Raw genomic sequence first — 26,211 nt, 5'->3', positions numbered from 1 at the left:
AGTCGTAGGCCGCGCGGGCCTGGAGGGCGCCGGAGCGAAGGAACCCGAAGCGCAGCGTAGGGCCGGATGCAGGAGCCAGCGGTTTTGCTGACTTTTTCCAAGAAAAAAGTCAGCCGCCGTAAAGGCGGAAGGGGCCTGAGGAGCCACCACACCGAACGGATAAACCCGCAGCGCTCAAAGCCAAAGCCAAAGCCAATTACTCCCCGACAATTCGTGAACCAAAAAAAAAGCCCGGCCTAAGCCGGGCTTTTTTGTAGGGCGCTTACCAATTACTTGGCTTGAGCTTCTACTTGTGCTTCTACGCGACGGTTAACAGCACGACCAGCGTCGGTAGCGTTGTCAGCAACCGGACGGGTTTCACCGTAGCCAACCGACTCAACACGGCTCGATTCTACGCCGTATTCGTTGGTCAGAACCTGCTTAACGGCGTTTGCACGACGCTCAGACAGCTTCTGGTTGTAAGCGTCAGGACCGACGGAGTCAGTGTGACCTTCAACAGTGGTGGTGGTTTGTGGGTACTGCTTCATGAAGTCAGCCAGGTTTTTGATATCACCGTAGCTGTTCTGCTTGACGACCGACTTGTCGAAGTCGAACTTGACGTCCAGCTCAACACGTACGACTTCGGCAACAGCCGGGCAGCCGTCAGCGTCAACGGTAACGTTGGCTGGGGTGTCTGGGCACTTGTCGACGTTGTCGCAAACGCCGTCGTTGTCGCTGTCGGAGCAGACTTCAGCAACTGGAGCTGGAGCAGGAGCAACTTTGCCACCGCTACCACCGAAGTTCAGACCCAGACCAACGGTCGGACCCCACTCGGTGTTGCCGTTGTCGATGTTGTACATGGCTTCAACGCCAGCACGGGCGAAGAACATGTCAGTGATGTACCACTTGGCGCCAGCGCCCAGGTTGGCGAAGGTGGAGTGGTCACGACCGTTGTTGGTCGCCTGGCCCAGGCTCTCGTGCGCGAAACCAGCGGAAACGTAAGGACGCACTGCGTCGCCTACGGTACCCAGGTGGTAGGTAGCGTCGAGCTTGGCTTTGGAACCTTTGATGTCTTTGTTGAAGACTTCGCCACGGGCGTTATGGGTTTCGTTGTAACCCAGGTCCAGCGACAGGTCGTCGGTCAGGAAGTAACCGAGGCGAACACCAGGGTTGGTGCCGTCGTTCTTGAAATTGCGCTCGCTATCGTAGTACTGCTTGGTAACGTTACCTTCGATCTCAACCGCGCCTTGGCCTTGTGCCAGAGCGCCGAGCGAAGTGACGGCTACCAGAGAACCAATGGCCAAGCCCAAGGTGTTTTTCAATTTCATCCGTTAAATCCCCATCTGGTGATAGTTAAGCAGTCCCACCAACATCCGGGGGACAACTCGACGGCAAGTTTAGCAGAACTTGCCGGTACGTTAGAGATATTTGCGCGCGACTAAGTTTCAGCCAGGCCCGCAAATTTCTCACGTAGCTTGTCTAGCGCACGTTTGTACCGCATTTTCGTTGCGCTAAGGCCCATATGCATGATATCGGCGATTTCCTGGAATTCCAGTTCTGCGACAAAACGTAGCACCAGAATTTCACGGTCAATCGGATTAACATGCACTAGCCACTTATCCAGCCCACCCTTCTCTTCAGGTTTCGGCGCCTTCTCTTCCGAGGCTTCCTCAAGTGGATCAAGACTCAAGGCATCCATCAGTCGTCGCTTGCGCCGCTCCTTGCGATACTGGGTGATGCATTCGTTATAGGTGATGCTGTAGAGCCAGGTCTTGAACTTTGATTTACCCTCAAAGTTCTTCAAACCATAGAGCACCTTGAGCATCACCTCCTGACAGACATCATCAGCGTCCCGATCGTTCCCTAGATAACGCGAACACACGTTAAAAAGCGTCCGCTGATAGCGCCGCATGAGCTCCTCATACGCGCGAGTAACATGAAACAGCTCCTCATGCGAACGCGCCACCAACTCCTCATCAGTGAGCTCGCGGGGGTCGTAACGCATGGGCAGCGAGTGAACTTTATTCAAAACGAATCTGGCCGACAGTCAGGTCAATGTCGCCGCTTACCCCTGCCTGGGGTAATTTTGCGGCGGCATACATTAGCAGGATTACCCGGTTAACGGCTATTGACTCGCTGCTCGAGTAGGATCCGATTGGACAAAGAGACCAATTCGCCATCATCGGTCAGCAGCGTCGTTTTGACTGTGCCGATTTCCTCGATTTGCCCTTCGACCTCTCCAACCTGCACGTATTGGCCCACCTGATAAAGCTCACGTACGTAGATTCCAGCCAGAATCTGCCCGGCAATTTCGCGGCTGCCAAGGCCCATCGCCAGGGCAACAGCCAGACCAACGGTAATCAAACCGATGACGATGACATGGTTGAGCAGGTCGGTTTTGACCTCAAGCTGGCTGATTGCCACTGAAATACTGATGATAATGACCAGGCCCTGAGCAATACGCCCAACACCGGCGGCATACTCCAGGCCGATACCTTCGGCAGCACCACGCACCAGACCATTGACCAACTGCGCCAGCAATACACCGGCCAGCAACACCAGGGCCGCACCGAACACCTTCGGCAAGTACAGTGCAAGCATGTCGAGAGTAGCCGACACGCGCTCAAGGCCCAGCGATTCCGCGGCCGAGACGAGGAAGATCAACAACACGAACCAGTAGACGATCTTGCCGATCAGGGTCGAGATCGGTACCTGAATGCCAACGCGGTCGAGCATTTTGGTCAGGCCGGTACCGCCCATCAGGCGGTCCAGGCCAAGCTTGGCCAGCAACTTCGAGAGCAAGGTGTCGAGCAGCTTGGCAACGACAAAGCCCAGCAGCACCACAACCAGGGCGCCGAACAGATTAGGGATGAAGTTCGCCACTTTGGTCCACAACGCGGTCATCGCGGTGAGCAAGCTCTGGGTCCAGAGATTAAGTTCCATAGTCAATCGGCCTTATCAGCTTTACGAGCGGTAGCGTTACGGCGGACCGGCGCAACATGCGCCGAACCATTGTTCACGGCGATCATCAGCGCCTGGCTCCAGCGGCCAAGCAAGCTGAACAGATCGCCCGCACCGACCTGACGGTTGGCGGTTTTCAGGACACGCCCAAGGCAGGCGTCATCGTCACGGTCCTGGCCGGACGGGGATGCCTTGAGCAGGTCTCGCAGGGATTCTTCAAACGGATCGTGCATGGGCACCTCGCGCAATATCTGTCAAAGACGAGGTGGTCTCGGCGCAGGTCACATGAACTCGGCGGACAGTTAGTGACTGTACGTTCACACGATACACGGCACTACACCCAACGCAGACGGCGGAACAACCACCACTGCCCCAGCGCCAGGGCCAGCACCAACAGGCTGGCAAACAGGAAGCCATAGGGGCTTTCTGCACCGGGAATACCGCCGACGTTGATGCCCAACAAGCCGGTGACAAAACTCATGGGCAGGAAAATGCAGGTGATGATACCGAAGCGGTACATCGTCCGATTCATCCGCTCTGCACGCCGCCGGTCTTCACTCTCCAGCACCAGGGCCGCCCGTTCGCGAGTCAGCTCCAGCTCTTCGAGGTAGCGGATCAGGCTGTTGTTCAGCTCGTTCCAGTAGTCGGCATCGTCGGTGGCGAACCAGCTCCATTTACCGCGCGCCATCTGTGCATACAGTTCGCGTTGCGGGGCGAGGAAGCGGCGCAGGCCGGCGGCGCGACGGCGGATCTGCTGCAAGGAGCCCTGTTCCGGGGCATAGCGTGGATCGGCTTCAAGCTTTTCCTCTTCCAGATCGACCACTTCGGAAAGGTCGCTTACCAGCGCCTGAACCTTTTCGGTCAACAATTGCGCCATGCTCAACAACAGCTCGGAGGCGGTCTTCGGGCCACGGCCTTCGGCCAGTTGCTGGAGCAACTCGTCACTGGCGCGCAAGGGCCGCAGGCGCAGCGAGATTACCCGTTGCGCCTGGGCGAAGATGCGCACCGAAACCATGTCTTCAGGCTCGGCCCCCGGATTGAGGTTGACCCCACGCAGAAACAGCAGCATTTGCTCGTCTGGCAAGGTCAGCAAGCGTGGGCGGGTATTTTCTTCGAGGAGCAGGTCGCAGGCGAACTCGCTCAGGCCACTGTCGTGGCGCAGCCAGGTCCGGGTCTGGGGATGACTGCGGTCCCAGTGCAGCCAGAGGCTTTGCTCAGGCTGCAGTTGCAAGTCATCCAGTTCAGTTCGAGCAATCGAACGCGCACCGCCTTTACCGTCGAGCAGCAGGGCATGCACCAGGCCCCACTGCGCGTTCTCTTCCTCGAACATTCCTGCTCCACTTCGCGGTTTGTAGGCTTATTCCGGCATTTTCAGCGGGCTTGGCGAGACAATCACACCATTGTTGTCGGCATAGATGTACTCACCCGGGCGGAAGGTGACCCCGGCAAATGTCACCGCCACATTGAGGTCGCCAATACCGCGTTTGTCGGTTTTCATCGGGTGGCTGGCCAGGGCCTGCACGCCGACGTCGGTCTGGGCAATGACATCCACATCGCGGATGCAACCGTAGATCACCAGGCCTTCCCAACCATTTTTGGCCGCTTTTTCGGCAAGCATGTCACCCAGCAGCGCCCGGCGTAGCGAACCGCCACCGTCCACCACCAGCACTTTACCCTTACCATCGAGGTCAACCTGCTCCTTGACCAGGGAGTTGTCCTCAAAGCACTTGATGGTGACGATTTGCCCTCCGAAGGAATCGCGACCACCGAAGTTGCTGAACATCGGCTCCAGTACCTGTACCAGGTCCGGATAGGCGTCGCACAAATCGGGCGTGAGGTAATGCATGGGTAACTCCTGTCGAGTGCCAAGACAATGGATGTGAATGTCGCAGTGTCATTGATGAGACGAGGTACAGCGCTACAGCTTTAGCCATCTTAGCGATAACCGGGCTGCGGCGAAACGCTTGGCGCGGCTTCTTCCAGCAGTGGCATCAATGGATTGTGCAGCCAGCGCTCGACCAGCGGCCAGACCTGAGCCTGCGCCGGTTTACTGACCAGCATGTCGACATGCCCGAAATTGTCGAAGCCCGTATCACTGCCCAGGCGCACAAACTGCTTGTGCTCACTGCCCAACTGCTCAAACAGTTTGCGACAGGCCCACACCGGGTCTTGATGATCATTGGCGGCAGCAACGGCTAGCACTGGCACATCGACCTCGGCCAGGCCGGCCCACCAGTCGCGCTCTTTGTCGCCAAAGCGACCGAACAAGCCAAACCAGCGCATGCTTTCCAAAGCCAGGCCAATGGGTTCGTCCTCCGGGCCACGCTTGAGCCGCGAACCGGACAACTGTGCAAAGCGCTTGAGCAGCAAACGCCCACCCCACTCCACTGGCGGAAACTTCAAAGGCCAATAGGTACGACTGACTTGCGTGCCAAAAAAGGCCGCACTGGCCACCTGCTCGGTGCCCAGGTACTGACCACCAAGGGCCGCTGCCAGCGTGGTGCCCCCCAAGGAGTGGCCAATCCAGTGCGCCGCGCGGCCACATTGCTCTGTGACAAAGGCGGCAATGACCGGCAAATCGTATTGGGCGTAATCGGCGACGCGGTTGTGCCGATACGCGTGGTTGCGCGGCGACAGGCCGTGACCGCGCATTTCCGGAATCCATACATCGAATCCGGCGCGTGCCAGGTAGGCACCCAGGCCAACACCCTTGGGCGAATACCAGAAACGTCGATTGGAAAAGCTGCCATGCAGCAAAATCACCGGGGCGCCGCGCACCTGGGCCTGATCGGCCATACCGAGACGGGTGACGGCCAGCTCAACGGTGCGATCCGGGCTGTTACCGGCCTTGATCCGGTAAACGTCTTCGCTCAGATCACCGCGACGCTCAGCGCTGAGCAAGGCCACGGGAAATAGAGAACTGCTGCTTTGCATAGGTTTCTTGCACGAAAAAGGGCGGGAACCATCACTGGAACACGCCCTGGAATACGGTCGAAACCTTCACCCACCTGAGGGGCGGTGAAGGTTTCGGTTCAACACATCAATTGTCTGCCTGACCTTCAGCCAGGAAGAACCAGGTTTCGAGTACCGAATCCGGGTTCAGCGAGACGCTTTCGATGCCCTGTTCCATCAGCCACTTGGCCAGGTCCGGGTGGTCGGATGGGCCTTGGCCGCAGATACCAATGTACTTACCAGCCTTGTTACAGGCCTGGATGGCATTGGCCAGCAGCTTCTTGACCGCAGGGTTACGCTCATCGAACAGGTGGGCAATGATCCCCGAGTCACGGTCCAGGCCCAAGGTCAGCTGGGTCAGGTCGTTGGAACCGATGGAGAAACCATCGAAGTACTCAAGGAACTCTTCCGCCAGAATCGCGTTGGACGGCAGCTCGCACATCATGATCACGCGCAGGCCGTTGTCGCCACGTGCCAGGCCGTTTTCGGCCAGCAGGTCGACCACTTGGCTGGCTTCACCCAGCGTACGCACGAATGGCACCATGATCTCGACGTTGGTCAGGCCCATTTCATTGCGCACGCGCTTGAGTGCGCGGCATTCGAGTTCGAAGCAGTCACGGAAGGTTTCGCTGATGTAACGCGAAGCACCGCGGAAGCCCAGCATCGGGTTTTCTTCTTCCGGCTCGTACAGCTTGCCGCCGATCAGGTTGGCATATTCGTTGGACTTGAAGTCCGACAGACGCACGATGACCTTCTTCGGCCAGAACGCCGCCGCCAGGGTGCTGATACCTTCAACCAGCTTCTCGACGTAGAAGCCAACCGGGTCGTTGTAACCGGCGATACGCTTGTCAACGCTCTCTTTGAGCTCTGCAGGCAGGCCTGCATAGTTCAGCAGGGCCTTGGGGTGCACGCCGATCATGCGGTTGATGATGAATTCCAGACGTGCCAGGCCGACACCGGCGTTAGGCAGCTGGGCAAAGTCAAAGGCGCGGTCCGGGTTACCGACGTTCATCATGATCTTGAACGGCAGCTCTGGCATGGCATCCACCGAGTTCTGACGTACGTCAAAGCCCAGCTCGCCTTCGAAGATGAAACCCGTATCGCCTTCGGCGCAGGAAACGGTGACACCCTGGCCGTCTTTGAGCAGTTGGGTCGCATTGCCGCAACCGACAACAGCCGGAATGCCCAGCTCACGGGCGATGATCGCCGCGTGGCAAGTACGGCCGCCACGGTTGGTGACGATAGCGCTGGCGCGCTTCATGACCGGTTCCCAGTCCGGGTCGGTCATGTCCGATACCAGTACGTCGCCGGCCTGGACTTTGTCCATTTCCGAGACGTCTTTGATGATCCGCACCTTGCCGGCGCCGATACGCTGACCAATGGCACGGCCTTCAACCAGCACGGTACCGGTTTCTTTGAGCAGGTAACGCTCCATGACATTGGCTTGGGCACGGCTCTTCACGGTTTCAGGACGCGCCTGAACGATGTACAGCTTGCCGTCGTCGCCATCTTTGGCCCATTCGATGTCCATCGGGCACTTGTAGTGCTTCTCGATGATCATGGCTTGCTTGGCCAGCTCGCTGACTTCTGCATCGCTCAGGCAGAAACGGGTGCGGTCGGCCTTGTCGACATCGACAGTCTTGACCGAGCGACCGGCCTTGGCTTCTTCGCCGTAGACCATCTTGATGGCCTTGCTGCCCAGGTTGCGACGCAGGATGGCCGGGCGGCCCGCTTCCAGCGTGCCCTTGTGGACATAGAACTCGTCTGGGTTGACCGCGCCTTGTACAACGGTTTCGCCCAGGCCGTAAGCACCAGTGATGAACACGACATCACGGAAGCCCGACTCGGTGTCGAGGGTGAACATTACACCGGCAGTACCGGTTTCCGAACGCACCATGCGCTGCACGCCGGCAGACAAGGCGACCAGCTTGTGGTCAAAGCCCTGGTGTACGCGGTAGGAAATGGCGCGGTCGTTGAACAGGGAAGCGAATACTTCCTTGGCCGCACGAATGACGTTGTCGACGCCGCGAATGTTCAGGAAGGTTTCCTGCTGACCGGCGAACGACGCGTCAGGCAAGTCTTCGGCGGTAGCCGACGAGCGCACGGCAACGGCCATGTTCGGGTTGCCCTGGGACATGTGCTCGAAGGCGGCGCGGATTTCGGTGTTCAGACGCTCGGGGAATTCGGCTTCCATGATCCACTGACGGATCTGTGCGCCAGTTCGGGCCAAGGCATTAACGTCATCAACATCCAGCGCGTCGAGCGCGGCATGGATCTGGGCGTTCAGCCCACTCTGCTCGAGAAAATCACGGTACGCCTGAGCCGTAGTGGCAAAGCCGCCGGGAACCGATACACCGGCACCCGCGAGGTTACTGATCATCTCGCCGAGGGATGCGTTCTTGCCCCCCACATGCTCCACATCATGGACGCCGAGCTTATCGAGGGAAACTACGTACTCTACCAAGGTGATCTCTCCACTAACTGTGTTGGAAAAGCTCAGGTCGCCCGCCTGCCTACTCTGGCTTGGCCGGGCGCTTGTGGCCTGGACCTGGAAAATAAGTGAGAATGCCGAACGCCGTGTTCGGTAAACCGAACCTATCATATCCAAGATTCGTCATCAGCTTAAGGCCCAAGGCGCAAATGAAACGATCTGCTTTCTTTATCTCCGATGGCACCGGCATCACAGCCGAGACGCTGGGACAAAGTCTTCTAGCGCAGTTCGATACCATTCCGTTCAATAAATTCACACGCCCGTACATCGACAGCGTGGAAAAAGCCCGGGTTATGGTACAGCAAATCAATAGCGCCGCTGAAAAGGATGGCGTCCGTCCGATCATCTTCGACACCATCGTCAATCAGGATATCCGAGAGGTGCTAGCCACCTCCAATGGTTTCATGATCGACATTTTTTCGACCTTCCTGGCACCACTGGAGCAGGAACTGACGGCACACTCGTCGTATTCGGTGGGCAAATCCCACTCGATCGGTGGTAATTCCAACTACATGGAGCGCATCGAGGCGGTCAACTTTGCCCTGGACAACGACGACGGCGCACGCACCCACTACTACGACAAGGCCGATCTGATCCTGGTGGGCGTGTCGCGTTGCGGCAAAACCCCAACCTGTCTGTACATGGCCATGCAATTCGGCATCCGCGCGGCCAACTATCCGTTGACCGAAGACGACATGGAACGCCTGCAGCTGCCCAACGCCCTGAAGAACCACCAGCACAAACTGTTCGGCCTGACCATCGACCCAGACCGTTTGACTGCCATTCGTCACGAACGCAAGCCCAACAGCCGCTATTCCAGCTTCGCCCAATGCGAATTTGAAGTGCGCGAGGTGGAAAGCCTGTTCCGTCGCGAGAACATCCCCCACATCAACTCCACGCATTTCTCGGTGGAAGAGATTGCGGCGAAAATTCTCGTGGAAAAAGGCGTAGAGCGGCGCTTCAAGTAACAGCTGTAGGAGCGGGCTTGCCCCGCGATAGCGGTGTGTCAGGCAAACAGCGTCGCGGGGCAAGCCCGCTCCCACAAGTACAGCGCCAACAAAAAGCCCCGGCAATGCCGGGGCTTTTTGTTTCAGCTCAGACTCAGGACGGCACCACTGCCGCCTGTCCGCTCATGGCCAGATCGACCAGTTCGCGGTTGGCCACCGCGTACATGGCGTAATCGGTGCCAGTTGCGGCACGCAGCTCATCGAGCATGGCACGCCAGCGCTCAACCATGACACGGTGCTGCTCCAGCCACAGCGCCACGCGGGCGTCCATGTCATCCGGCGCACCGGCCATCTGCAGTACCGAGATGGTGATTGCCCGCTGTTGCAGGTCAATGTCATCACGGAACGACTCGCGGGCTAGGGCCTGCCAGTTGTTTTCCACCGACAGGTTGCTGATTTCCTGCAAGTACCAGGTCAGGTCCAGGGCACTGCCGACGGCGAAGAAGGCCTTGGCCACTTCGGCTGGGTCCTGGCCAGTGACGTCAGACGCTTCGATGATTGGCAACAGGGTGTACAGGTGCGTGGTACCGGCCACCATACGCGCCAACAACTCCGGCACGCCGGCGTCGACGAAGCCCTGGTAACGGGTCATCCAGCGCTCACGGGTCGGCCCTTCGAGCAACTCGTCAAGCTTCAGACCCAAGGCTGCAATTTTCGGCCCGAAATGCGCCACGTCACGCCCGGCATCCTGCTCGTTGCGGCGGCTGCGCAGGAACCAGCGGGTGGCACGGCGACCCAGACGCATCAGCTCATCCATCAGGGTCAGCTGAATTTCCGCCGGCACCTGATAATCCAGTGCCTCGATCTGACGGAACCAGTGCGGCAAGTGGAAGATGTCACGCACGATCACATAGGCGCCAGCGACGTTCGCCGGGCTCATGCCGGTGGACTCTTTCAGACGCTGTACGAAAGTGATGCCCATGTTGTTGACCAGATCGTTCGCGATCTGGGTGCTGACAATCTCACGCTTCAGGCGATGGCGGCGCATGGCCTCGGCGAACTTGCTCACCAGCGACGGCGGGAACGCGGTTTCCATGTCGCGGGTCAGGTAATCGTCATCCGGCACCAGCGACTTGAGCAAGGCTTCCTTGAGGTCGATCTTGCTGTAGGAGATCAGCACCGACAGCTCAGCACGGGTCAGCCCCTGATTGGCTGCCAGACGCTCGGCCAATTGCTCTTCGGTCGGCAGGAACTCGATGGCGCGGTCCAGCTTGCCACGGCTTTCCAGGTCGGCCATCAAGCGCTTGTACTCGGCAATCCGCTCACGGGCCCGACGGGCCGCCAGCGACAGCGCCTGGGTCTGCTTGTAGTTGTTGCCCAGCACCAGTCCGGAGACTTCTTCAGTCATGCTGCCCAGCAGCTGGTTACGCTGCTTCTCGGTCATATCGCCGGCCTGCACCACTTCGTTGAGCAGGATTTTGATGTTGACCTCGTGGTCAGAGCAGTCGACGCCACCGGCGTTGTCGATGAAGTCGGTGTTGGTGGCGCCACCATTGAGGCCGAACTCGACACGACCCAATTGGGTCATGCCCAGGTTACCGCCCTCGCCCACCACTTTGCAGCGCAGCTCGTTACCGTCAACGCGCAGGGCATCGTTGGCCTTGTCACCGACATCGGCGTGGCTTTCTTCGCTGGACTTGACGTAGGTGCCGATACCGCCGTTCCACAGCAGGTCCACAGGCGCCTTGAGCAAGGCATTGAGCAGCTCGGTCGGGGTCAGCTTGTCGGCTTCGATGGCGAAGCGTTCTTTCATCTGCGAGGTGATCGCAATGCTTTTCGCGCTGCGAGGGAAGATCCCACCGCCTTCGGACATGATGCTGGTGTCGTAATCACTCCAGGCCGAACGCGGCAGCTCAAACAGGCGCTTACGCTCGGCAAAGCTGCTGGCAGGCTCCGGATTCGGGTCGATGAAGATGTGCAGGTGGTTGAATGCTGCCACCAACTGCAACTTATCGGACATCAACAAGCCGTTACCGAACACGTCACCGGCCATGTCACCAACGCCCACCACAGTGATCGGGTCTTCCTGAACGTTGATGCCACGCTCACGGAAGTGGCGCTGCACACCTACCCAGGCACCCCGGGCGGTAATCCCCATTTTCTTGTGGTCGTAACCGGCCGAACCACCGGAGGCAAAGGCATCGCCCAGCCAGAAGCCGTATTCGATGGCAATGCTGTTGGCGATGTCGGAGAACGTCGCGGTGCCTTTGTCGGCAGCCACCACCAAGTACGGGTCGTCATCGTCGTGACGCACGACGTTGGCAGGCGGTACCAGCGCGCCGTCCTTGAGGTTGTCGGTGATGTCCAGCAGGCCGGAAATGAAGATCCGGTAACAGGCAATGCCCTCAGCCTGGATATCGTCACGGCTGCCACCCAGTGGCAAGCGACGCGGCAGGAAGCCGCCTTTGGCACCGACTGGCACGATAACCGAGTTCTTCACCTGCTGGGCCTTTACCAGGCCCAGCACTTCGGTACGGAAGTCTTCTTCACGGTCCGACCAGCGCAGGCCGCCACGGGCGACATTGCCAAAACGCAGGTGCACGCCTTCAACCCGCGGCGAGTAGACGAAGATTTCAAATTTGGGTACCGGCTTGGGCAGCTCGGGAATCAGCTTGGGGTTGAACTTGAAGCTGAAGTACGACTTGTTCTGCCCCTGGGCGTCGGTTTGGTAGAAGTTGGTCCGCAGGGTGGCTTTGATCAGGTCCAGGTAGCGACGCAGGATGCGGTCTTCGTTGAGCACCTGAACATCGTCCAGCGCCGTCAGGATGGCCTGTTCCAGGCGTTGTTGCTTGTCGTCCAGATCTTCACTGGTGAGCTTGCGCGCCAGGTAGAAACGGGTTTTGAACAACCGGGTCAGCTCGCGGGCGATGTCAGTGTGGTTGTTCAGGGTACTGGCTATGTAACCCAGGTCGAAGCCCAGGCGAATCTGCTTGAGGTAACGGGCGTAGGCACGCAGCAGCGCCACGTCGCGCCATGGCAGGCCGGCAGTCAGCACCAGGCGGTTGAAGGCGTCGTTTTCCGCATCGCCCTTGACGATGTGAACAAACGCATCCTGCAGGGTGTCGTTGAGTTGCTGGATATCCAGGCTCAGGCCTTCGCTGTAGGTGAAGGCAAAATCGTGAATCCAGAACTCACGACCGTTGGCGTGACGCAAGCGGTAGGGGAACTCACCCAGTACGCGCAAGCCGAGGTTTTCCAGAATCGGCAGCACGTCCGACAGCGCCAGCGGCGTATCGGCGTGGTACAGCTTGCAGTGCAACTGTTGTTTACCAACCTGGGTCAGCGGCTGGTAGAAGCTCATCACCAGCGGCTTGCGCTCAGACAAGGTCAACAGGTGCTGCATGTCCACCACCGCCGAATGCGCGGCAAAGCGCTCGCGGTAGCCGGCTGGGAAACCTTTCGGGAAATCGGCCAGGATGTTGGTGCCCTGAGCTTCGCCAAAGCTTTCAACCGTCAGGCTGGCGTAATCGTCCTGCCACGAACGGCAGGCCTGGATTACCTCGTTTTCCAGCTGTTGCGGGTCGATATCGATACGGTTCTTCGGATCAACGCGCAGAATCAGTTGCACACGCGCCAACACCGACTCAGAGAAGAAGGTCCAGAACTCGCAGTCACTGGCCTTCAGGCGCTCCATCAGCACCTGCTGAATTTTCTGCCGTACTTCGGTGGAGTAGATGTCACGCGGCACATAGGCCAGGCAGTAGCAGAAACGACCGTACGGGTCTTTGCGCAGGAACACACGAATCTTGTTGCGCTCCTGGATCTGCACAATCGACATCACCGTGCTGAACAGCTCGTCGACCGGGGTCTGGAACAGGTCGTCACGCGGCAACACTTCCAGTACCTGGGCCAATTCCTTGCCCAGGTGCGCCTTGGGATCGAAATGCGAGCGGCGCTCGACTTCGGCCACCTTGTCACGGATATAAGGGATTGAACGTACGCTCTCGCCATACACCGAAGAGGTGTACAAGCCCATGAAACGGCATTCCTTGATGACCTTGCCGTCGGCGTCCAACTGGCGGATCGACACGTAGTCAGGGTACGCCGGGCGGTGCACGCGGCTTGGGTGCGCAGCCTTGGCAAACGACAGCAGCAACGGCTCATGCAGATAGCTGACGGCGTAATCTTCGATACGCAGCTCGTCAGCCGTCAGACCCGCGCGCAGCAGGCGGGTCAGGCCGAGGAAGGACTGTTCGTCATACACCAGTTGGCCACCCTGGGCATCACCGTGGACGACAAATTCTTCGTATCCGAGGAAGGTGAAGTGGTTACCCACCAGCCACTCGAGGAACGCCTTGACCTCAGCTTTTTCACCTTGAACCGCAGGATAAGGCGTCTGCTCGACCAGCTCGACGATCTGCCGCAGCTTGGCCTTCATTGGCTCGAAATCGGCGACCGCGACGCGCACCTCAGCCAGTACCTGCTCCAACTCGCGGGTCAGCAGATTGAGCTCGGCGTTATTGGCGCAGCGGTCGATTTCCAGGTACATCAGCGATTCTTGCGAAACACCTTCACCCTGGGTGCCCTTAGGCAGAATTTCCAACAGCTCACCCTTGTCGCCACGGCGCACGCTGAGCACGGTGGTCTGCAGGGTGTGGATGCTGTAACCACGGCGGTTCAGCTCGGTTCGGACCGAGTCGACCAGAAACGGCAAGTCATGGTGCAACACCTCAACCGCAGTGTGGGTCGACTGCCAGCCATGACGTTCGTAATCGGGGTTGTAGACGCGAACCTGAGGGTGAGCGGGATCGAAGCGCTCGATGATGCGCCAGGCTGACAAGGTGCAACCGGCCAGGTCCGACAGGCGGCGCTGGGTCAATTCGTCAAGAGAGATGATGCCGAAGAACTGTTCGGCGAACAGCGCCACTTGTGGCAGTGCCTGTTCGCTGATGTGCTGCGCCAGGGCCGCTTGCAGTTGATGCTGGAAGTCGGCTTTGCTGGCTGCGGTGAAAAACGCCATCTGTGGTACTCCGCTTGGGCTTTGTTATTGAGTGAAGCGTCGCGCACGTCCGCCATATACGGATCAACGATAGCCAACCCGTAGCAGGAGGACGGTAAAACCATACAGAACAGGCGCAAAACACGACTCATTGGTCACTTTTACCCATTCCACGGATGGGCATCTGCAAAAACGACTGCTCCGGGTGGAACTGTGTCTTTACGGGTGACCATCAACAGCGCAGCTTAACGAGTGCCCGCCCGCCCCTGCTTGCGGTGCTGCGACATATTCGGTCATTGAGGTGAAGGTTAAGCTCTAAGCTCTAAGCTCTAAGCTCTAAGCTCTAAGCTCTAAGCTCTAAGCTCTAAGCTTGAAGCTCTAAGCTCTAAGCTTGAAGCTTGAAGCTTGAAGCTTGAAGCTTGAAGCTTGAAGCTATCGCCCAGACGCCACCCGTAACTTTGCGACTTCAGGAGGCCGAGTGGAGGTGCCTGGAGGGCCAGGTGCGATAGCACCCTTCGGCGTAGCCGAAGGCGCGAGATGTAGACTTGCGTAGCAAGTCGTAGGCCGCGCGGGCCTGGAAGGTGCCGGAGCCGAGGGGACCCGGAGCGCAGCGTAGGGCCGGATGCAGGAGCCAGCGGCTTTGCCTACTTTCCCCAAGAGGAAAGTAGGCCGCCGTAAAGGCGGAAGGGGCCGGGATTGCCGCCACAACGAATGGATAAGCCCCCAATACCAACACCAACACCAACACCAACACCACGACTAGGCAAACAACCGGATACTGCTCACCCAACGGACCTCGCACCTCAAAACCCGGTCACTTACCGATCAAAACCAGCACACCCGCACAAGCACCACGAACACATTGATTTATCGCCAGGCCGAACACTGGCAGAATCACGTTTCAACTCATTGATCGAGCCACCCATGCAACTGACCACCGCCCTGCTCTTCGCCACCCCTTGCGATGAAGAAGAAGACAACATGGCCACTCTGTGCTGCCACAGCGACAAGGGCCGGATGTTTCTGATGACCCGCTACCCAGACGAAGACCGCGTGGACATTACCCTCGACGACCATTACTCCCCCGTCGAAGGCTTGAAGGTCACCCTTAGCGCCACCCGCCTGCTGATTGAGGTTGCGCCCCTGGATGCTGACGCCCTCGGCGGTGACGACCACCTGGAAATCACCTTGAGCAGCGATGGTACTGACCTGGCCGAGGTCGAAGAGACCCTGCAAAACATCCTCAAGGGCACGGGCACCTACGTCAGCGAGCTGTAAGCGCGCCTGCCGATTCTTGACAAGATTCGGCGGCAAAGGCATTGTCTGACAACCTGATTAATGAGCAATACCCCATGCTTGAGCTTCAGCGCCCCGATACGCTGGTCGAACGCGTCGTCGGTGCCATCCGTGCAGAAATCGATTCCGGGCGCCTGGCGGCCGAATCGCGCCTGCCCACCGAACAGCAACTGGCCGAACAGCTGAATGTCAGCCGTTCGGTGGTGCGTGAAGCGGTAGCCCAGCTCAAGGCCGATGGTGTATTGATCGCCCGTCGCGGCTTGGGCTCGTACATTTCCCAGACCCCGACCGGTACGGTGTTTCGCTTCCCTTCTGGCCAGGGCCGTCGGCCTGACCTGGTGCAAATGTTCGAAGTACGCCTGTGGATCGAAACCCAGGCCGCCTCGATTGCCGCGCAACGCCGCGACGCCGCCGATCTTGCCCGCATGAACAAAGCCCTGCAGGACATGCTCGACAAGCGCAGCGACTTTGCCGCTGCGGCAGCTGCCGACGTCGAATTTCATCGCGCAATCGCCGACGCCAGCAAGAATGATTACTTCGTGGCCTTCCACGACTTTCTCCGTGGCCAATTGGCCGCCGCCCGCAAGACCGCCTGGGAAAACTCGGCGGCGCACTCGGTGGGCGGCTCGGCCGATGCCAACCGCGAGCACCAGGCACTGTACCAGGCAATCGTCGATGGCGACTGCCAGGCGGCCGCCGCCTGTGCTGAAGCCCACCTGCGCGCTTCGGCCAAACGCCTGAAACTGGAATTGCCAAGCATCAACTGAACCCTGAATTGCCGTAATTAACGGGCGCTGACGCACAGCGCCCTTTTGTTTGACCGACTTAGTCTGACAACCTGATAAGCAGACTCTCTGACAAGAACAAACCAAGGTGACACCTGCATGATTTACGACTACTGCATCATCGGCGGCGGCATCGTTGGCCTCGCCACCGCCATGGCGCTCCTCGAACGCCAGCCCGGCGCCTCGCTGCTGATCCTGGAAAAGGAAGCGAGCCTGGCCAAGCACCAAACCGGGCACAACAGTGGTGTCATCCATGCGGGCATCTACTACGCCCCCGGCAGCCTCAAGGCTGATCTGTGCAAACGCGGCGCAGAAGCGACTAAAGCCTTTTGCACCGAGCACAAGATCAAGTTCGATGTCTGCGGCAAGTTGCTGGTGGCCTCTACCCCGCTGGAAGTGCAGCGCATGCAGGCGCTGTACGAGCGCTCGCAGCAAAACGGCCTTAAGGTCGAGCGCCTTGACGCCGCCGAACTGCAGCGCCGTGAGCCGAACATCGTCGGCCTCGGCGGGCTGTTCCTCGATGCCACCGGTATCGTCGATTACAAGCAGGTGTGCCAGGCCATGGCTCGGGTGATTCAGGCAGCTGGTGGCGAGGTGCACTTGTCGACCACCGTGCGCGCCATCGTTGAAAGCGCCGATGCGGTCACCATCAGCAGCGACGACAAGGTTTGGCAAGCCCGCCAACTGGTGGCCTGTGCTGGCCTGCAATCAGACCGACTGGCCGCGCTCGCCGGGGTCAAGATTGACCATCAGATCATTCCGTTCCGTGGCGAATACTTCCGCCTGCCGGCCAGCAAGAACGACATCGTCAATCACTTGATTTACCCGATCCCCGACCCCGAGTTGCCGTTTCTCGGCGTACACCTGACACGGATGATCGACGGCAGCGTCACCGTCGGACCCAACGCCGTGCTGGGCCTGGGCCGGGAGAACTACAAGAAATTTTCGGTGAACTGGCGCGATGTGGCCGAGTACGCACGCTTTCCCGGCTTCTGGAAAACCATCTGGGCCAACCTCGGCTCCGGCACCACCGAAATGAAGAATTCGCTGTTCAAGGGCGGCTATCTGGAGCAATGCCGCAAGTACTGCCCGTCGTTGAACATCGAAGACCTGCTGCCCTACGAAGCGGGTATCCGCGCCCAGGCGGTGATGCGCGACGGCACCCTGGTGCACGACTTCCTGTTCGCCGAAACGCCGCGCATGGTGCATGTCTGCAACGCCCCTTCGCCAGCGGCCACCTCGGCGATCCCGATCGGCCAGATGATCGCTGATCGCATCTTCAAAGCCCGCTGATCACTGCTGAACACGATAACTACAAAGACAAAAAGGAAACCTCCGATGTCGGTACATGAGGCGGCTGTGGCCGCGACAGAAACCCCGGAACAGAACAAGAAACGCCTGCGCAAGGTTGCGGCTGCCACCATCTTCGGCTCGATGCTGGAGTGGTACGACTTCTACTTGTACGCGACCATGGCGGCGATCGTTTTCTCGAAAGTGTTCTTCGACCCGAGCAACCCGGCCGTGGCCTCGTTGCTGGCGTTTTCCACCTTTGCCATCGGCTTCATCGCCCGCCCGTTCGGCGGCATCCTGTTCGGTTACCTGGGCGACCGCTTTGGCCGCAAGCAGGTACTGGTCATCACCTTCTGCCTGATGGGGGTGTGCACCGCACTGATCGGCCTGATCCCAAGCTACGCCTCGATTGGTATCTGGGCGCCGATCATCCTTGTGTTTATACGGATCATTCAAGGCCTGGGCGCTGGCGCAGAGCTCTCGGCAGCGGCAGTGACCTCTTACGAGCACGCCAGCGAAGGCAAGCGCGGTAGCCAGGGCGCCTGGCCGGCACTGGGGCTTAACCTGGGCCTGCTGCTGTCGTCGTTGACCGTGTACGTACTGACCATGAACGGCAACGAATTCCTGCTCTCCGGCGGCTGGCGTATTCCATTCATCTGCAGCATCGTGCTGGTGGCCGTGGGCTTCTGGGTACGCAGAAGCATCCCGGAAACTCCGGACTACAAAAAACTCGACGAAGCCCCGAACAAACCGAAGGTTTCACCCCTCAAGCTGCTGTTCAAGAACGACCTCAAAGGTCTGGCCGTGGTGTTCTTCGTGGCCATTGGTTACAACGCCCTGAGCTACATCTTCAAGACCTTCTCCCTGGCCTACCTGACCCAGTACAAAGGCGTTGAAGCGCATGTCACCTCGTTGTCGGTGACCATCGCCAGCCTGGTAGCGATCGTTGCCGTGCCATTCTTTGGCTGGCTGTGCGACAAGTGGAGCAGCAAGACCGTGCTGATGCTCGGCGGGGTGTTCTCGGTGTTGTTCGCCTACCCGTTCCTGGCCCTGCTCAATACCGGCGAGCCGATGATGATCTACCTGGCTATCGCCATCGGTACCGGCATCCTCGCGCCGATGATGTTCGCGCCACAGGGCTCGTTCCTCAGCCGTCAGTTCCCGACCGAAACACGCTCCTCGGGCTTTGGTACCGGGCGTGAAATCGGCACTGCCGTGGCTGGTGGCCTGGCACCTCTGGGTGGCTTGGCACTGGTTGCCAGCTCTGCCACCCACTCCACCGACGGTGTGGCGATCATCCTGGCTGTCGCCGCCGTGCTGGTGGTGGTGTTTGCCCTGTGTGACCAGGGGCGCAAGCACTCCAAATTCAAAAACTGAGGCGCACACTGCCGGTAGAAGCGGGCTTGCCCCGCGATGCGATGTGACTGACAGATCGCTATCGCGGGGCAAGCCCGCCCCCACAGCGAGCCAGCTCTCACCAGGGGCCGCCGTATACCAAAAACTTTCACTACCACGGCTATTGGTTACACTGCTCCGGGCCTACCTCCCTTCTCTGACCGGTCGAGACCTGCGCCGATGGTGTCCATCTACCAACTCAAACCTGCCTTCCAGAACCTCTTGCGACCGTTGGTCAAACGCCTTTATGACCGCGGTATCACCGCCAACCAGATCACCTTGCTCGCCGGCGTTGTTTCGGTACTGCTGGGTGGGTTGATTGCGCTGTTTGCTCAGCACACCTGGCTGTTCATCCTGATCCCGCTGTGGATGCTGCTGCGCATGGCGCTCAACGCCATCGACGGCATGCTCGCCCGGGAATTCGGCCAACAATCGCACCTGGGCGCCTACCTCAACGAGCTGTGCGATATCGTCGCCGACAGTGCGTTGATCCTGCCGTTCGCCTTGATTCCCGAGGTCAGCACCTCAGCAGTGGTTGTGGTTGCACTGTTAGCGGTGTTCAGCGAGTACACTGGCGTGCTCGGGCCAATGGTCGGCGCATCCCGCCGCTATGACGGCCCCATGGGCAAAAGCGACCGCGCCTTCGTGCTCGGCGCCTTGGCTGCGACAATCGCCCTGGGTTGGCTCAACGCCGCCTGGATCAATGGCGTGTTCGCTGCGGTCGCCCTGTTATTGGTGCTCACGCTGATCAACCGGGTGCGCCAAGGCTTGAAAGAAATCAAGGAAAACGCTCCATCAGCATAAGGAAGCTGCAATGCGCCCATCCCAGGCTCGGACATTCACCACCCACGACGGCGTCGAGCTGTTTTATCGCCACTGGCCGGCAACCACAGCCAACCCGAACGAGCCTCGCAAGGCAGTGCTGCTGTTCCATCGCGGCCATGAACACTCCGGGCGCATAGCCCACTTGGTGGATGAACTGGACCTGGCCGACACCGATTTCTTTGCCTGGGATGCTCGCGGCCACGGCCAGTCGCCGGGCGAGCGCGGCGACAGCCCAAGCTTTGCCACCAGCGCGCGGGATGTGCAGACCTTTTGCGAGCACCTGGCTGACACCCACGACATCCACGAAGAACACATCGCCGTTGTCGCGCAAAGCGTCGGTGCGGTGATTGCCGCAACCTGGGTGCACGACTATGCCCCGCGTATCCGTTCGCTGGTGCTCGCCTCCCCGGCATTCAAGGTCAAGCTGTATGTGCCCTTTGCCCGCCCAGGCCTGGCCTTGCTGCGCAAGCTGCGTGGCAATTTTTTTGTCGACAGTTACGTCAAGGCACGCTTCCTCACCCACGATCCATTACGTGCGGCGTCTTATGACCAAGACCCGCTGATCACCAAAAGCATCTCGGTCAATGTGCTGCTGGGCCTCTATGAAGCCGCTGAACGTGTGGTGGCTGATGCCCAGGCGATTCAGGTGCCGACCCAGCTGCTGATCTCAGGTTCCGACTTCGTTGTACACCGCAAACCGCAGGAGCAATTCTTTGAACGCTTGGGCAGCGTGCACAAGGAAAAGCACATTCTGCCGGGCTTTTTCCATGACACTCTGGGTGAAAAAGACCGCGCACCGGCGGTGGCGAGCATACGCCGCTTCATCCTGCACACCTTCGCTACGCCGTTGAATCGCCCATCGCTTTTGGATGCCGACCGCCTGGGCGCCACGTGTGCCGAAGCCGAGTCGCTGGCCAACCCACTGCCGCGCAACTCCCTGCGTGACCTGTACTGGCGCATGACGCGTGCCAGCCTCGGCTTTGGCAGTAAGCTGTCCGCTGGTTTGAAACTGGGTGTCGACACAGGATTCGACTCAGGCAGCACCCTCGATTACGTGTACCGCAATCGCGCCACCGGGCTCTCCCCGGTCGGTCGATTGATTGACCGCAATTACCTGAATTCCATTGGCTGGCGCGGTATTCGTCAACGCAAACTGCACGTTGAAGAGCTGCTGCGCCTGGCCATCGCGCAGCTACGAGAGCAACAGCAACCCGTGCGCGTCGTCGACATCGCTGCTGGCCATGGCCGTTACATTCTCGAAGCCGTACAAGGCATGGACCCGCTGCCGGAGTCGATTCTGCTGCGTGACTACAGCGACATCAACGTACGCGACGGCAGCGCCTTGATTGCGGAAAAAGGCCTGGGCGACATCGCCCGCTTCGTCAAAGGCGATGCCTTCGAGCGCCAGAGCCTCGCCGAGCTGGACCCCAAGCCGACCCTGGCGGTGGTTTCCGGACTGTATGAACTGTTCGCCGACAACCAGATGGTCGGCAACTCCCTGGCTGGTCTGGCGGACGCCGTACCGCCGGGCGGTTACCTGGTGTACACCGGGCAACCCTGGCATCCACAGCTGGAATTGATCGCCCGCGCCCTGACCAGCCACCGCGCCGGCCAGGCTTGGGTCATGCGTCGGCGCACCCAGGCCGAGATGGACCAATTGATAGAGGCGGCAGGCTTTCGTAAGGTGACCCAGCGCATCGATGAATGGGGGATCTTCAGCGTCTCGCTGGCTCAGCGGGTGCAATGATGAGCGTCAGTGCCGTCGCCCCTTTGCCCGCACGCGAACCCGGCTTGCTGAAACCGGCTGTGCTCTGGCTGTTGTTGCTCGCACCTTTGTTTTTCAGCACCTACGGCTTTGCAACGTGGGTTACCAGCCAGCGCGATGATGTCGGCAGCCTGGTTTTCGCCTGGGAACAGCACATGCCGTTCTGGCCCTGGACCATCGTGCCGTACTGGTCCATCGACCTGTTGTACGGCTTCTCGCTGTTGCTGCCGCGCAGCCGCCTGGCACTGAAGCGCCACGCCTTGCGCTTGCTCACGGCGCAGGTGATTGCCGTCAGTTGCTTCTTGCTCTGGCCCTTGCGCTTCACCTTCGAGCGCCCGGAGCTGGACGGTGTGTTCGGCTGGCTATTCGCGGTATTGGCAGGCTTCGACAAACCGTTCAACCAGGCCCCTTCACTGCATATCGCCCTGCTGGTGGTGCTGTGGGTGTGCTACGCCCAACACACTCAGGGCCTGTGGCGCTGGCTGGTGCATGGCTGGTTCGCCTTGATCGGCGTGTCGGTGCTGACCACCTACCAGCATCACTTTATCGATGTGCCTACTGGCGCCCTGGCCGGTTGGCTGTGTGTCTGGCTGTGGCCCCTGGACCGCCCGGGTATGCTGCAACGCCTGCAATTGACACACGATCGCCAGCGCTGGCAGTTGGCGCTGCGTTATGCGCTCGGGGCCGGGCTGTTTGCCCTGGCGGCCGTCGGGCTGGGTGGCAGCGGGTTATGGTTGTTCTGGCCAGCGGCGGCATTGCTGCTGGTGGCGTTGAACTATGCACTGTTTGATGCCGCCGGCTTTCAGAAAGCCGCAGACGGCCAGTTGAGCAGCGCTGCGCGTTGGTTGCTGGCACCGTACCTGGCGGCGGCCTGGCTTAACTCACGGCTGTGGACGCGCAAACATCCCCAACCCGACCAGATCGTCGACGGTGTCTGGCTTGGGCGCATCCCCACAGGCGCAGAGCTGCGACACAGTTCATTCAAGGCGGTGCTCGATGTCTGCGCAGAATTGCCGCTGTCCCCTGGCGCGCAGGCCTATCACAGCGTGCCGGTGCTCGACCTGATCGCGCCAACCACCGCACAGTGCGTTGAACTGGCCCAGGTACTGGAGCGCCTGCAGCAACACGGCCCGGTACTGGTGTGCTGCGCTCTGGGGTATTCGCGCAGTGCCACCGCCGTTGCCGCATGGCTTTTACACAGTGGCCGCGCCACCAGCGTTGAGGCGGCCATCACAATGATTCAACAGGCACGCCCGCGCATCGTTCTGCACGCCACGCACCGTCAGGCCCTGGCACCACTGAGCAAAAAACCTGAGGGAGCTGAATGAGCACTGATATGCAACTCTACTGCGTGGCCAGCCTGCTGCGCCGCGGGCGTAGCCTGGATCAATTCTCTACCGGCCTGACATTGCTGGGCGTGGCGCTCGGCCTCGCCCCGTGGTGGCAGGGCCTCTACAACCCCTGGGTGTTGAGCATGGGCTGCGCGCTGTTGGTACTGGGCGCGCTGCAAAAATATTGGGCATTCAGGGTGGCCTTCGATGCCGATTTGTTTCAACGCATGGCCGACAGCCCGTCCACACTGCACGACCGCACCCAAGCGCTGGATCAGGCCCTGGCTGCACTGCGTCTGCAAGCTGACAACCGCGGCGACCGGTCGTGGCCGGAACGCAGTCGCGGTGCATTAACCCTGCTGCGCCGCCAGGCAATGGTGCTCGCCCTACAAATTCTTCTGACCCTGACCGGGCTGCTGGCTAGCCCATGGTGGACCATTTAAGGATAAGGAATCCACATGCTCGAACCTTTGGTCGCGCACCTTATTACCTCTGTCGCCCGTTCCATCACCGGCGCGCGCAGCCTGTGGCTGGGCTGCGGGCCAGAGCCGGTGCAGCGCATCTACTTTGCCAATCACAGCAGCCATGGCGACTTTGTGCTGCTGTGGGCGTCGTTGCCTCCGGCCTTGCGTAAAGCCACGCGGCCGGTGGCGGGGGCTGATTACTGGCAAACCGGCGCCCTGCGCAGCTATGTGATCAACCGGGTGTTCAACGGCGTACTGATCGATCGTGAGCGCCACGATCCACAGGCCAACCCCTTGCAACCGATGCTCGACGCCCTCGAGGGTGGCGACTCCCTGATCATTTTCCCGGAAGGCACGCGCAATCAGGAAGACGGCTTGCTGCCGTTCAAAAGCGGGATCTACCACTTGGCTGCGGCACACCCACAGGTGCAGTTGATACCGGTGTGGATCGCCAACCTCAATCGGGTCATGCCCAAGGGCCGTGTCCTGCCGTTACCGTTGCTGTGCACCCTCAGTTTCGGTGCACCCCTGCAACTGGAAGACGGTGAAAGCAAAACACAATTTCTTCAACGCAGCCGCGCCGCGTTGCTCGAACTGGCCCCGGAGCAGTGCTGAACATGGATAACCAGACCCTGATGTTATTTGCCGGGATTGGCGCGATTCTGGTGCTGGCATCCTTGATCGCCCAGCTCCTGAAGTGGCGTATCCGTGCTACGCCCAACGCCGTGATCGACAACCTCAATGCGCGGATCAACGCCTGGTGGGTGATGGTGCTGGTCATCGGCGTCGCCTTCTGGCTGGGCAATGGCGCGGTGATTTTGCTGTTCTACGCTGTCTCGTTCTATGCGCTGCGTGAGTTCCTCACCCTGACCCCGACCCGACGCAGCGATTACCCGGCCCTGGTGGCGGCCTTCTATCTGGCACTGCCGCTGCAGTACCTGCTGATCTACGCCGACTGGTACGGACTGTTCTCGATTCTTATCCCGGTCTACGTGTTCCTGCTCCTGCCGATCCTCGCCTCGCTGGGCGGCGACAGCGCGCACTTTCTGGAGCGCGCATCGAAGGTGCAGTGGGGGCTGATGATCGCGGTGTACTGCATCTCTTTCGTACCAGCCCTGCTGACCCTGGACATCGCCGGCTACGAAGGCCGCAACCTGCTGTTGATCGCTTATCTGGTGATCGTTGTGCAGCTTTCCGATGTGCTGCAGTACGTGTGCGGCAAGCTCTTGGGCAAACACAAGATCGCCCCCAACCTGTCGCCTTCGAAAACCGTGGAAGGCTTCGTCGGCGGTTTGTTGCTGGCTTCACTGATCGGTGGCGCACTGTGGTGGATCACCCCGTTCAACATCTGGCAGTCGTTCCTGATTGCCCTGCTGATCAACCTGTTGGGCTTCGCCGGTGGCATCGTCATGTCCGCAATCAAGCGCGACCGGGGGGTTAAGGATTGGGGACACATGATCGAAGGTCACGGCGGCATGCTCGACCGTCTGGACTCGGTGTGCTTTGCCGCGCCGATCTTCTTCCACCTGGTGCGCTACTGGTGGACCTGAGATCGCCAACCACGGTAGGAGCGGGCTTGCCCCGCGATACGATATGGCTGATACACCGCTTTCGCGGGGCAAGCCCGCTCCCACAGCGATCCAGATCGGATTTGCACAAAATTACCTGCCGCCATTAGTAGCCTGAGGCCCGGATGCATTAAAGTATGAGCCCCTGCCCGGGCCCCCTTACGGAGATTGCCCTGGCGTTTTTCCAGGAACCGTCAACGATGGAACACCGTGAGGCGCTGATCGCGCTGCGCACCTTTCTTTCAACCCAGATTCTGGGCCAGGAAAAGCTCGTCGAGCGTTTGCTGATTGTGCTGCTGGCCGACGGCCACATGCTGGTCGAAGGCGCCCCTGGCCTGGCCAAGACCAAGGCCATCAAAGAGCTGGCCGAAGGCGTCGAAGCCGAGTTCCATCGTATCCAGTTCACCCCCGACCTGCTCCCGGCCGACATCACCGGCACCGAGATCTACCGCCCGGAAACCGGCAGCTTCGTGTTCCAGCAAGGTCCGATTTTCCACAACCTGGTACTGGCCGACGAAATCAACCGGGCACCGGCCAAGGTCCAGTCGGCCTTGCTTGAAGCCATGGCCGAACGCCAGGTTTCGGTTGGGCGCAGCACCTACGAGCTGTCTCCCTTGTTCCTGGTCATGGCCACGCAAAACCCGATCGAGCAGGAGGGCACTTACCCGCTACCCGAAGCCCAGCTCGACCGTTTTCTCATGCATGTGAAAATCGGCTTCCCGGACGCTTCCGTGGAGCGACGCATTCTCCAGCAAGCCCGTGGCGAAGCGCTCAATGGCGAAGCCAAGCCTGAGCGCCGGGTCAGCCAGCAGGCAATCTTTGCCGCGCGCAAGGAGATCCTCGGCCTGTACATGGCCGACGCGGTAGAGGAATACCTGGTGCAACTGGTCATGGCCACCCGCACCCCGGCCAAGTTCGACCCCGAGCTGGCCGACTGGATCGCCTACGGCGCCAGCCCACGTGGCTCGATTTCCCTGGACCGCTGCGCACGAGCGCATGCGTGGCTGGCTGGCCGCGATTTCGTCAGCCCCGAAGACATTCAAGCAGTGCTGTTCGATGTGCTGCGCCACCGCATCATTCTTTCCTTTGAGGCCGAGGCCGCCGGGATCGACCAGGACCGGGTGATCCAGCGCATCCTCGACGTCGTCGCCGTCGCCTGACGC

General features: G+C 59.9%; 21 protein-coding genes. 12 read left to right on the top strand and 9 right to left on the bottom strand.

Going from position 1 to position 26,211, the window contains the following annotated elements; translation table 11 throughout:
* Positions 1 to 269: 269 nt before the first annotated feature.
* The 8 genes from E1573_RS04645 to ppsA form a co-directional block, all read right to left on the bottom strand.
* Positions 270 to 1,307: an OmpA family protein gene (locus tag E1573_RS04645; RefSeq protein WP_133211076.1), complete on the bottom strand. Its 1,038-nt coding sequence runs from the start codon at positions 1,305 to 1,307 to the stop codon at positions 270 to 272.
* Positions 1,308 to 1,417: 110 nt separating this feature from the next.
* Positions 1,418 to 1,984 carry an RNA polymerase sigma factor SigX gene (sigX, locus tag E1573_RS04640; protein WP_133211138.1) on the bottom strand — a complete coding sequence of 189 codons (567 nt, stop codon included), beginning with the start codon at positions 1,982 to 1,984 and terminating at the stop codon, positions 1,418 to 1,420.
* Positions 1,985 to 2,097: 113 nt separating this feature from the next.
* Positions 2,098 to 2,922: a mechanosensitive ion channel domain-containing protein gene (locus E1573_RS04635; RefSeq protein WP_045186893.1), complete on the bottom strand. Its 825-nt coding sequence runs from the start codon at positions 2,920 to 2,922 to the stop codon at positions 2,098 to 2,100.
* 2 nt (positions 2,923 to 2,924) lie between these two features.
* Entirely contained in the window at positions 2,925 to 3,179 is a 255-nt protein-coding gene (locus E1573_RS04630) for a CrfX protein (RefSeq protein WP_371128640.1), read from the bottom strand.
* Positions 3,180 to 3,274: 95 nt separating this feature from the next.
* Positions 3,275 to 4,270 carry a zinc transporter ZntB gene (locus tag E1573_RS04625; protein ID WP_133211074.1) on the bottom strand — a complete coding sequence of 332 codons (996 nt, stop codon included), beginning with the start codon at positions 4,268 to 4,270 and terminating at the stop codon, positions 3,275 to 3,277.
* Between the two features lie 27 nt (positions 4,271 to 4,297).
* Entirely contained in the window at positions 4,298 to 4,786 is a 489-nt protein-coding gene (gene rraA, locus E1573_RS04620) for a ribonuclease E activity regulator RraA (protein WP_133211072.1), read from the bottom strand.
* An 89-nt stretch (positions 4,787 to 4,875) separates the two neighbouring features.
* The gene (locus E1573_RS04615) at positions 4,876 to 5,874 is read right to left on the bottom strand and encodes an alpha/beta fold hydrolase (RefSeq protein WP_133211070.1); all 999 of its coding nucleotides are present in this window, start codon (positions 5,872 to 5,874) and stop codon (positions 4,876 to 4,878) included.
* Positions 5,875 to 5,980: 106 nt separating this feature from the next.
* Positions 5,981 to 8,356 carry a phosphoenolpyruvate synthase gene (ppsA, locus tag E1573_RS04610; protein WP_133211068.1) on the bottom strand — a complete coding sequence of 792 codons (2,376 nt, stop codon included), beginning with the start codon at positions 8,354 to 8,356 and terminating at the stop codon, positions 5,981 to 5,983.
* 176 nt (positions 8,357 to 8,532) lie between these two features.
* Here ppsA and E1573_RS04605 point away from each other — a divergent pair, with 176 nt between their 5' ends.
* A complete protein-coding gene (locus E1573_RS04605; RefSeq protein WP_133211066.1) occupies positions 8,533 to 9,351 on the top strand; it encodes a pyruvate, water dikinase regulatory protein in 819 nt (272 codons plus the stop codon).
* Positions 9,352 to 9,484: 133 nt separating this feature from the next.
* Here the strand turns inward: E1573_RS04605 and E1573_RS04600 are convergent, their stop codons facing one another.
* Positions 9,485 to 14,350, bottom strand: a complete 4,866-nt coding sequence (locus E1573_RS04600) for an NAD-glutamate dehydrogenase (protein ID WP_133211064.1) — start codon at positions 14,348 to 14,350, stop codon at positions 9,485 to 9,487.
* A gap of 903 nt (positions 14,351 to 15,253) precedes the next feature.
* Here E1573_RS04600 and E1573_RS04595 point away from each other — a divergent pair.
* The 11 genes from E1573_RS04595 to E1573_RS04545 all read left to right on the top strand — a co-directional run bounded on the left by E1573_RS04595 (position 15,254) and on the right by E1573_RS04545 (position 26,208).
* Positions 15,254 to 15,607, top strand: coding sequence for a hypothetical protein (locus E1573_RS04595; protein ID WP_133211062.1), 354 nt, complete (start codon positions 15,254 to 15,256; stop codon positions 15,605 to 15,607).
* A 74-nt stretch (positions 15,608 to 15,681) separates the two neighbouring features.
* Positions 15,682 to 16,392, top strand: a complete 711-nt coding sequence (locus E1573_RS04590; protein ID WP_133211060.1) for a FadR/GntR family transcriptional regulator — start codon at positions 15,682 to 15,684, stop codon at positions 16,390 to 16,392.
* Between the two features lie 117 nt (positions 16,393 to 16,509).
* Entirely contained in the window at positions 16,510 to 17,703 is a 1,194-nt protein-coding gene (gene lhgO / locus E1573_RS04585; RefSeq protein WP_133211058.1) for an L-2-hydroxyglutarate oxidase, read from the top strand.
* Between the two features lie 45 nt (positions 17,704 to 17,748).
* The gene (locus E1573_RS04580; protein ID WP_133211056.1) at positions 17,749 to 19,077 is read left to right on the top strand and encodes an MFS transporter; all 1,329 of its coding nucleotides are present in this window, start codon (positions 17,749 to 17,751) and stop codon (positions 19,075 to 19,077) included.
* A 198-nt stretch (positions 19,078 to 19,275) separates the two neighbouring features.
* Positions 19,276 to 19,899 carry a CDP-alcohol phosphatidyltransferase family protein gene (locus E1573_RS04575; RefSeq protein WP_133211054.1) on the top strand — a complete coding sequence of 208 codons (624 nt, stop codon included), beginning with the start codon at positions 19,276 to 19,278 and terminating at the stop codon, positions 19,897 to 19,899.
* A gap of 10 nt (positions 19,900 to 19,909) precedes the next feature.
* Entirely contained in the window at positions 19,910 to 21,667 is a 1,758-nt protein-coding gene (locus E1573_RS04570; RefSeq protein WP_133211052.1) for a bifunctional alpha/beta hydrolase/class I SAM-dependent methyltransferase, read from the top strand.
* Positions 21,667 to 23,013: a phosphatase PAP2/dual specificity phosphatase family protein gene (locus E1573_RS04565; protein ID WP_371925126.1), complete on the top strand. Its 1,347-nt coding sequence runs from the start codon at positions 21,667 to 21,669 to the stop codon at positions 23,011 to 23,013. The genes E1573_RS04570 and E1573_RS04565 overlap by 1 nt, the downstream gene beginning before the upstream one ends.
* Entirely contained in the window at positions 23,010 to 23,459 is a 450-nt protein-coding gene (locus E1573_RS04560) for a hypothetical protein (RefSeq protein WP_133211048.1), read from the top strand. Before E1573_RS04565 ends, E1573_RS04560 begins: the two co-directional genes overlap by 4 nt.
* Positions 23,460 to 23,474: 15 nt before the next feature.
* Positions 23,475 to 24,095: a 1-acyl-sn-glycerol-3-phosphate acyltransferase gene (locus tag E1573_RS04555; RefSeq protein WP_133211046.1), complete on the top strand. Its 621-nt coding sequence runs from the start codon at positions 23,475 to 23,477 to the stop codon at positions 24,093 to 24,095.
* A gap of 2 nt (positions 24,096 to 24,097) precedes the next feature.
* Positions 24,098 to 25,030 (top strand): phosphatidate cytidylyltransferase, encoded by a 933-nt coding sequence (locus E1573_RS04550; protein ID WP_133211044.1) that lies wholly within the window; start codon positions 24,098 to 24,100, stop codon positions 25,028 to 25,030.
* Between the two features lie 218 nt (positions 25,031 to 25,248).
* Entirely contained in the window at positions 25,249 to 26,208 is a 960-nt protein-coding gene (locus E1573_RS04545) for a MoxR family ATPase (RefSeq protein WP_133211042.1), read from the top strand.
* The last annotated feature ends 3 nt before the right edge of the window (positions 26,209 to 26,211 follow it).

The organism is Pseudomonas sp. H9 (assembly GCF_004353925.1).
Classification (GTDB): Bacteria; Pseudomonadota; Gammaproteobacteria; order Pseudomonadales; family Pseudomonadaceae; genus Aquipseudomonas.
This window is presented reverse-complemented; position numbering and strand designations above follow the sequence as displayed.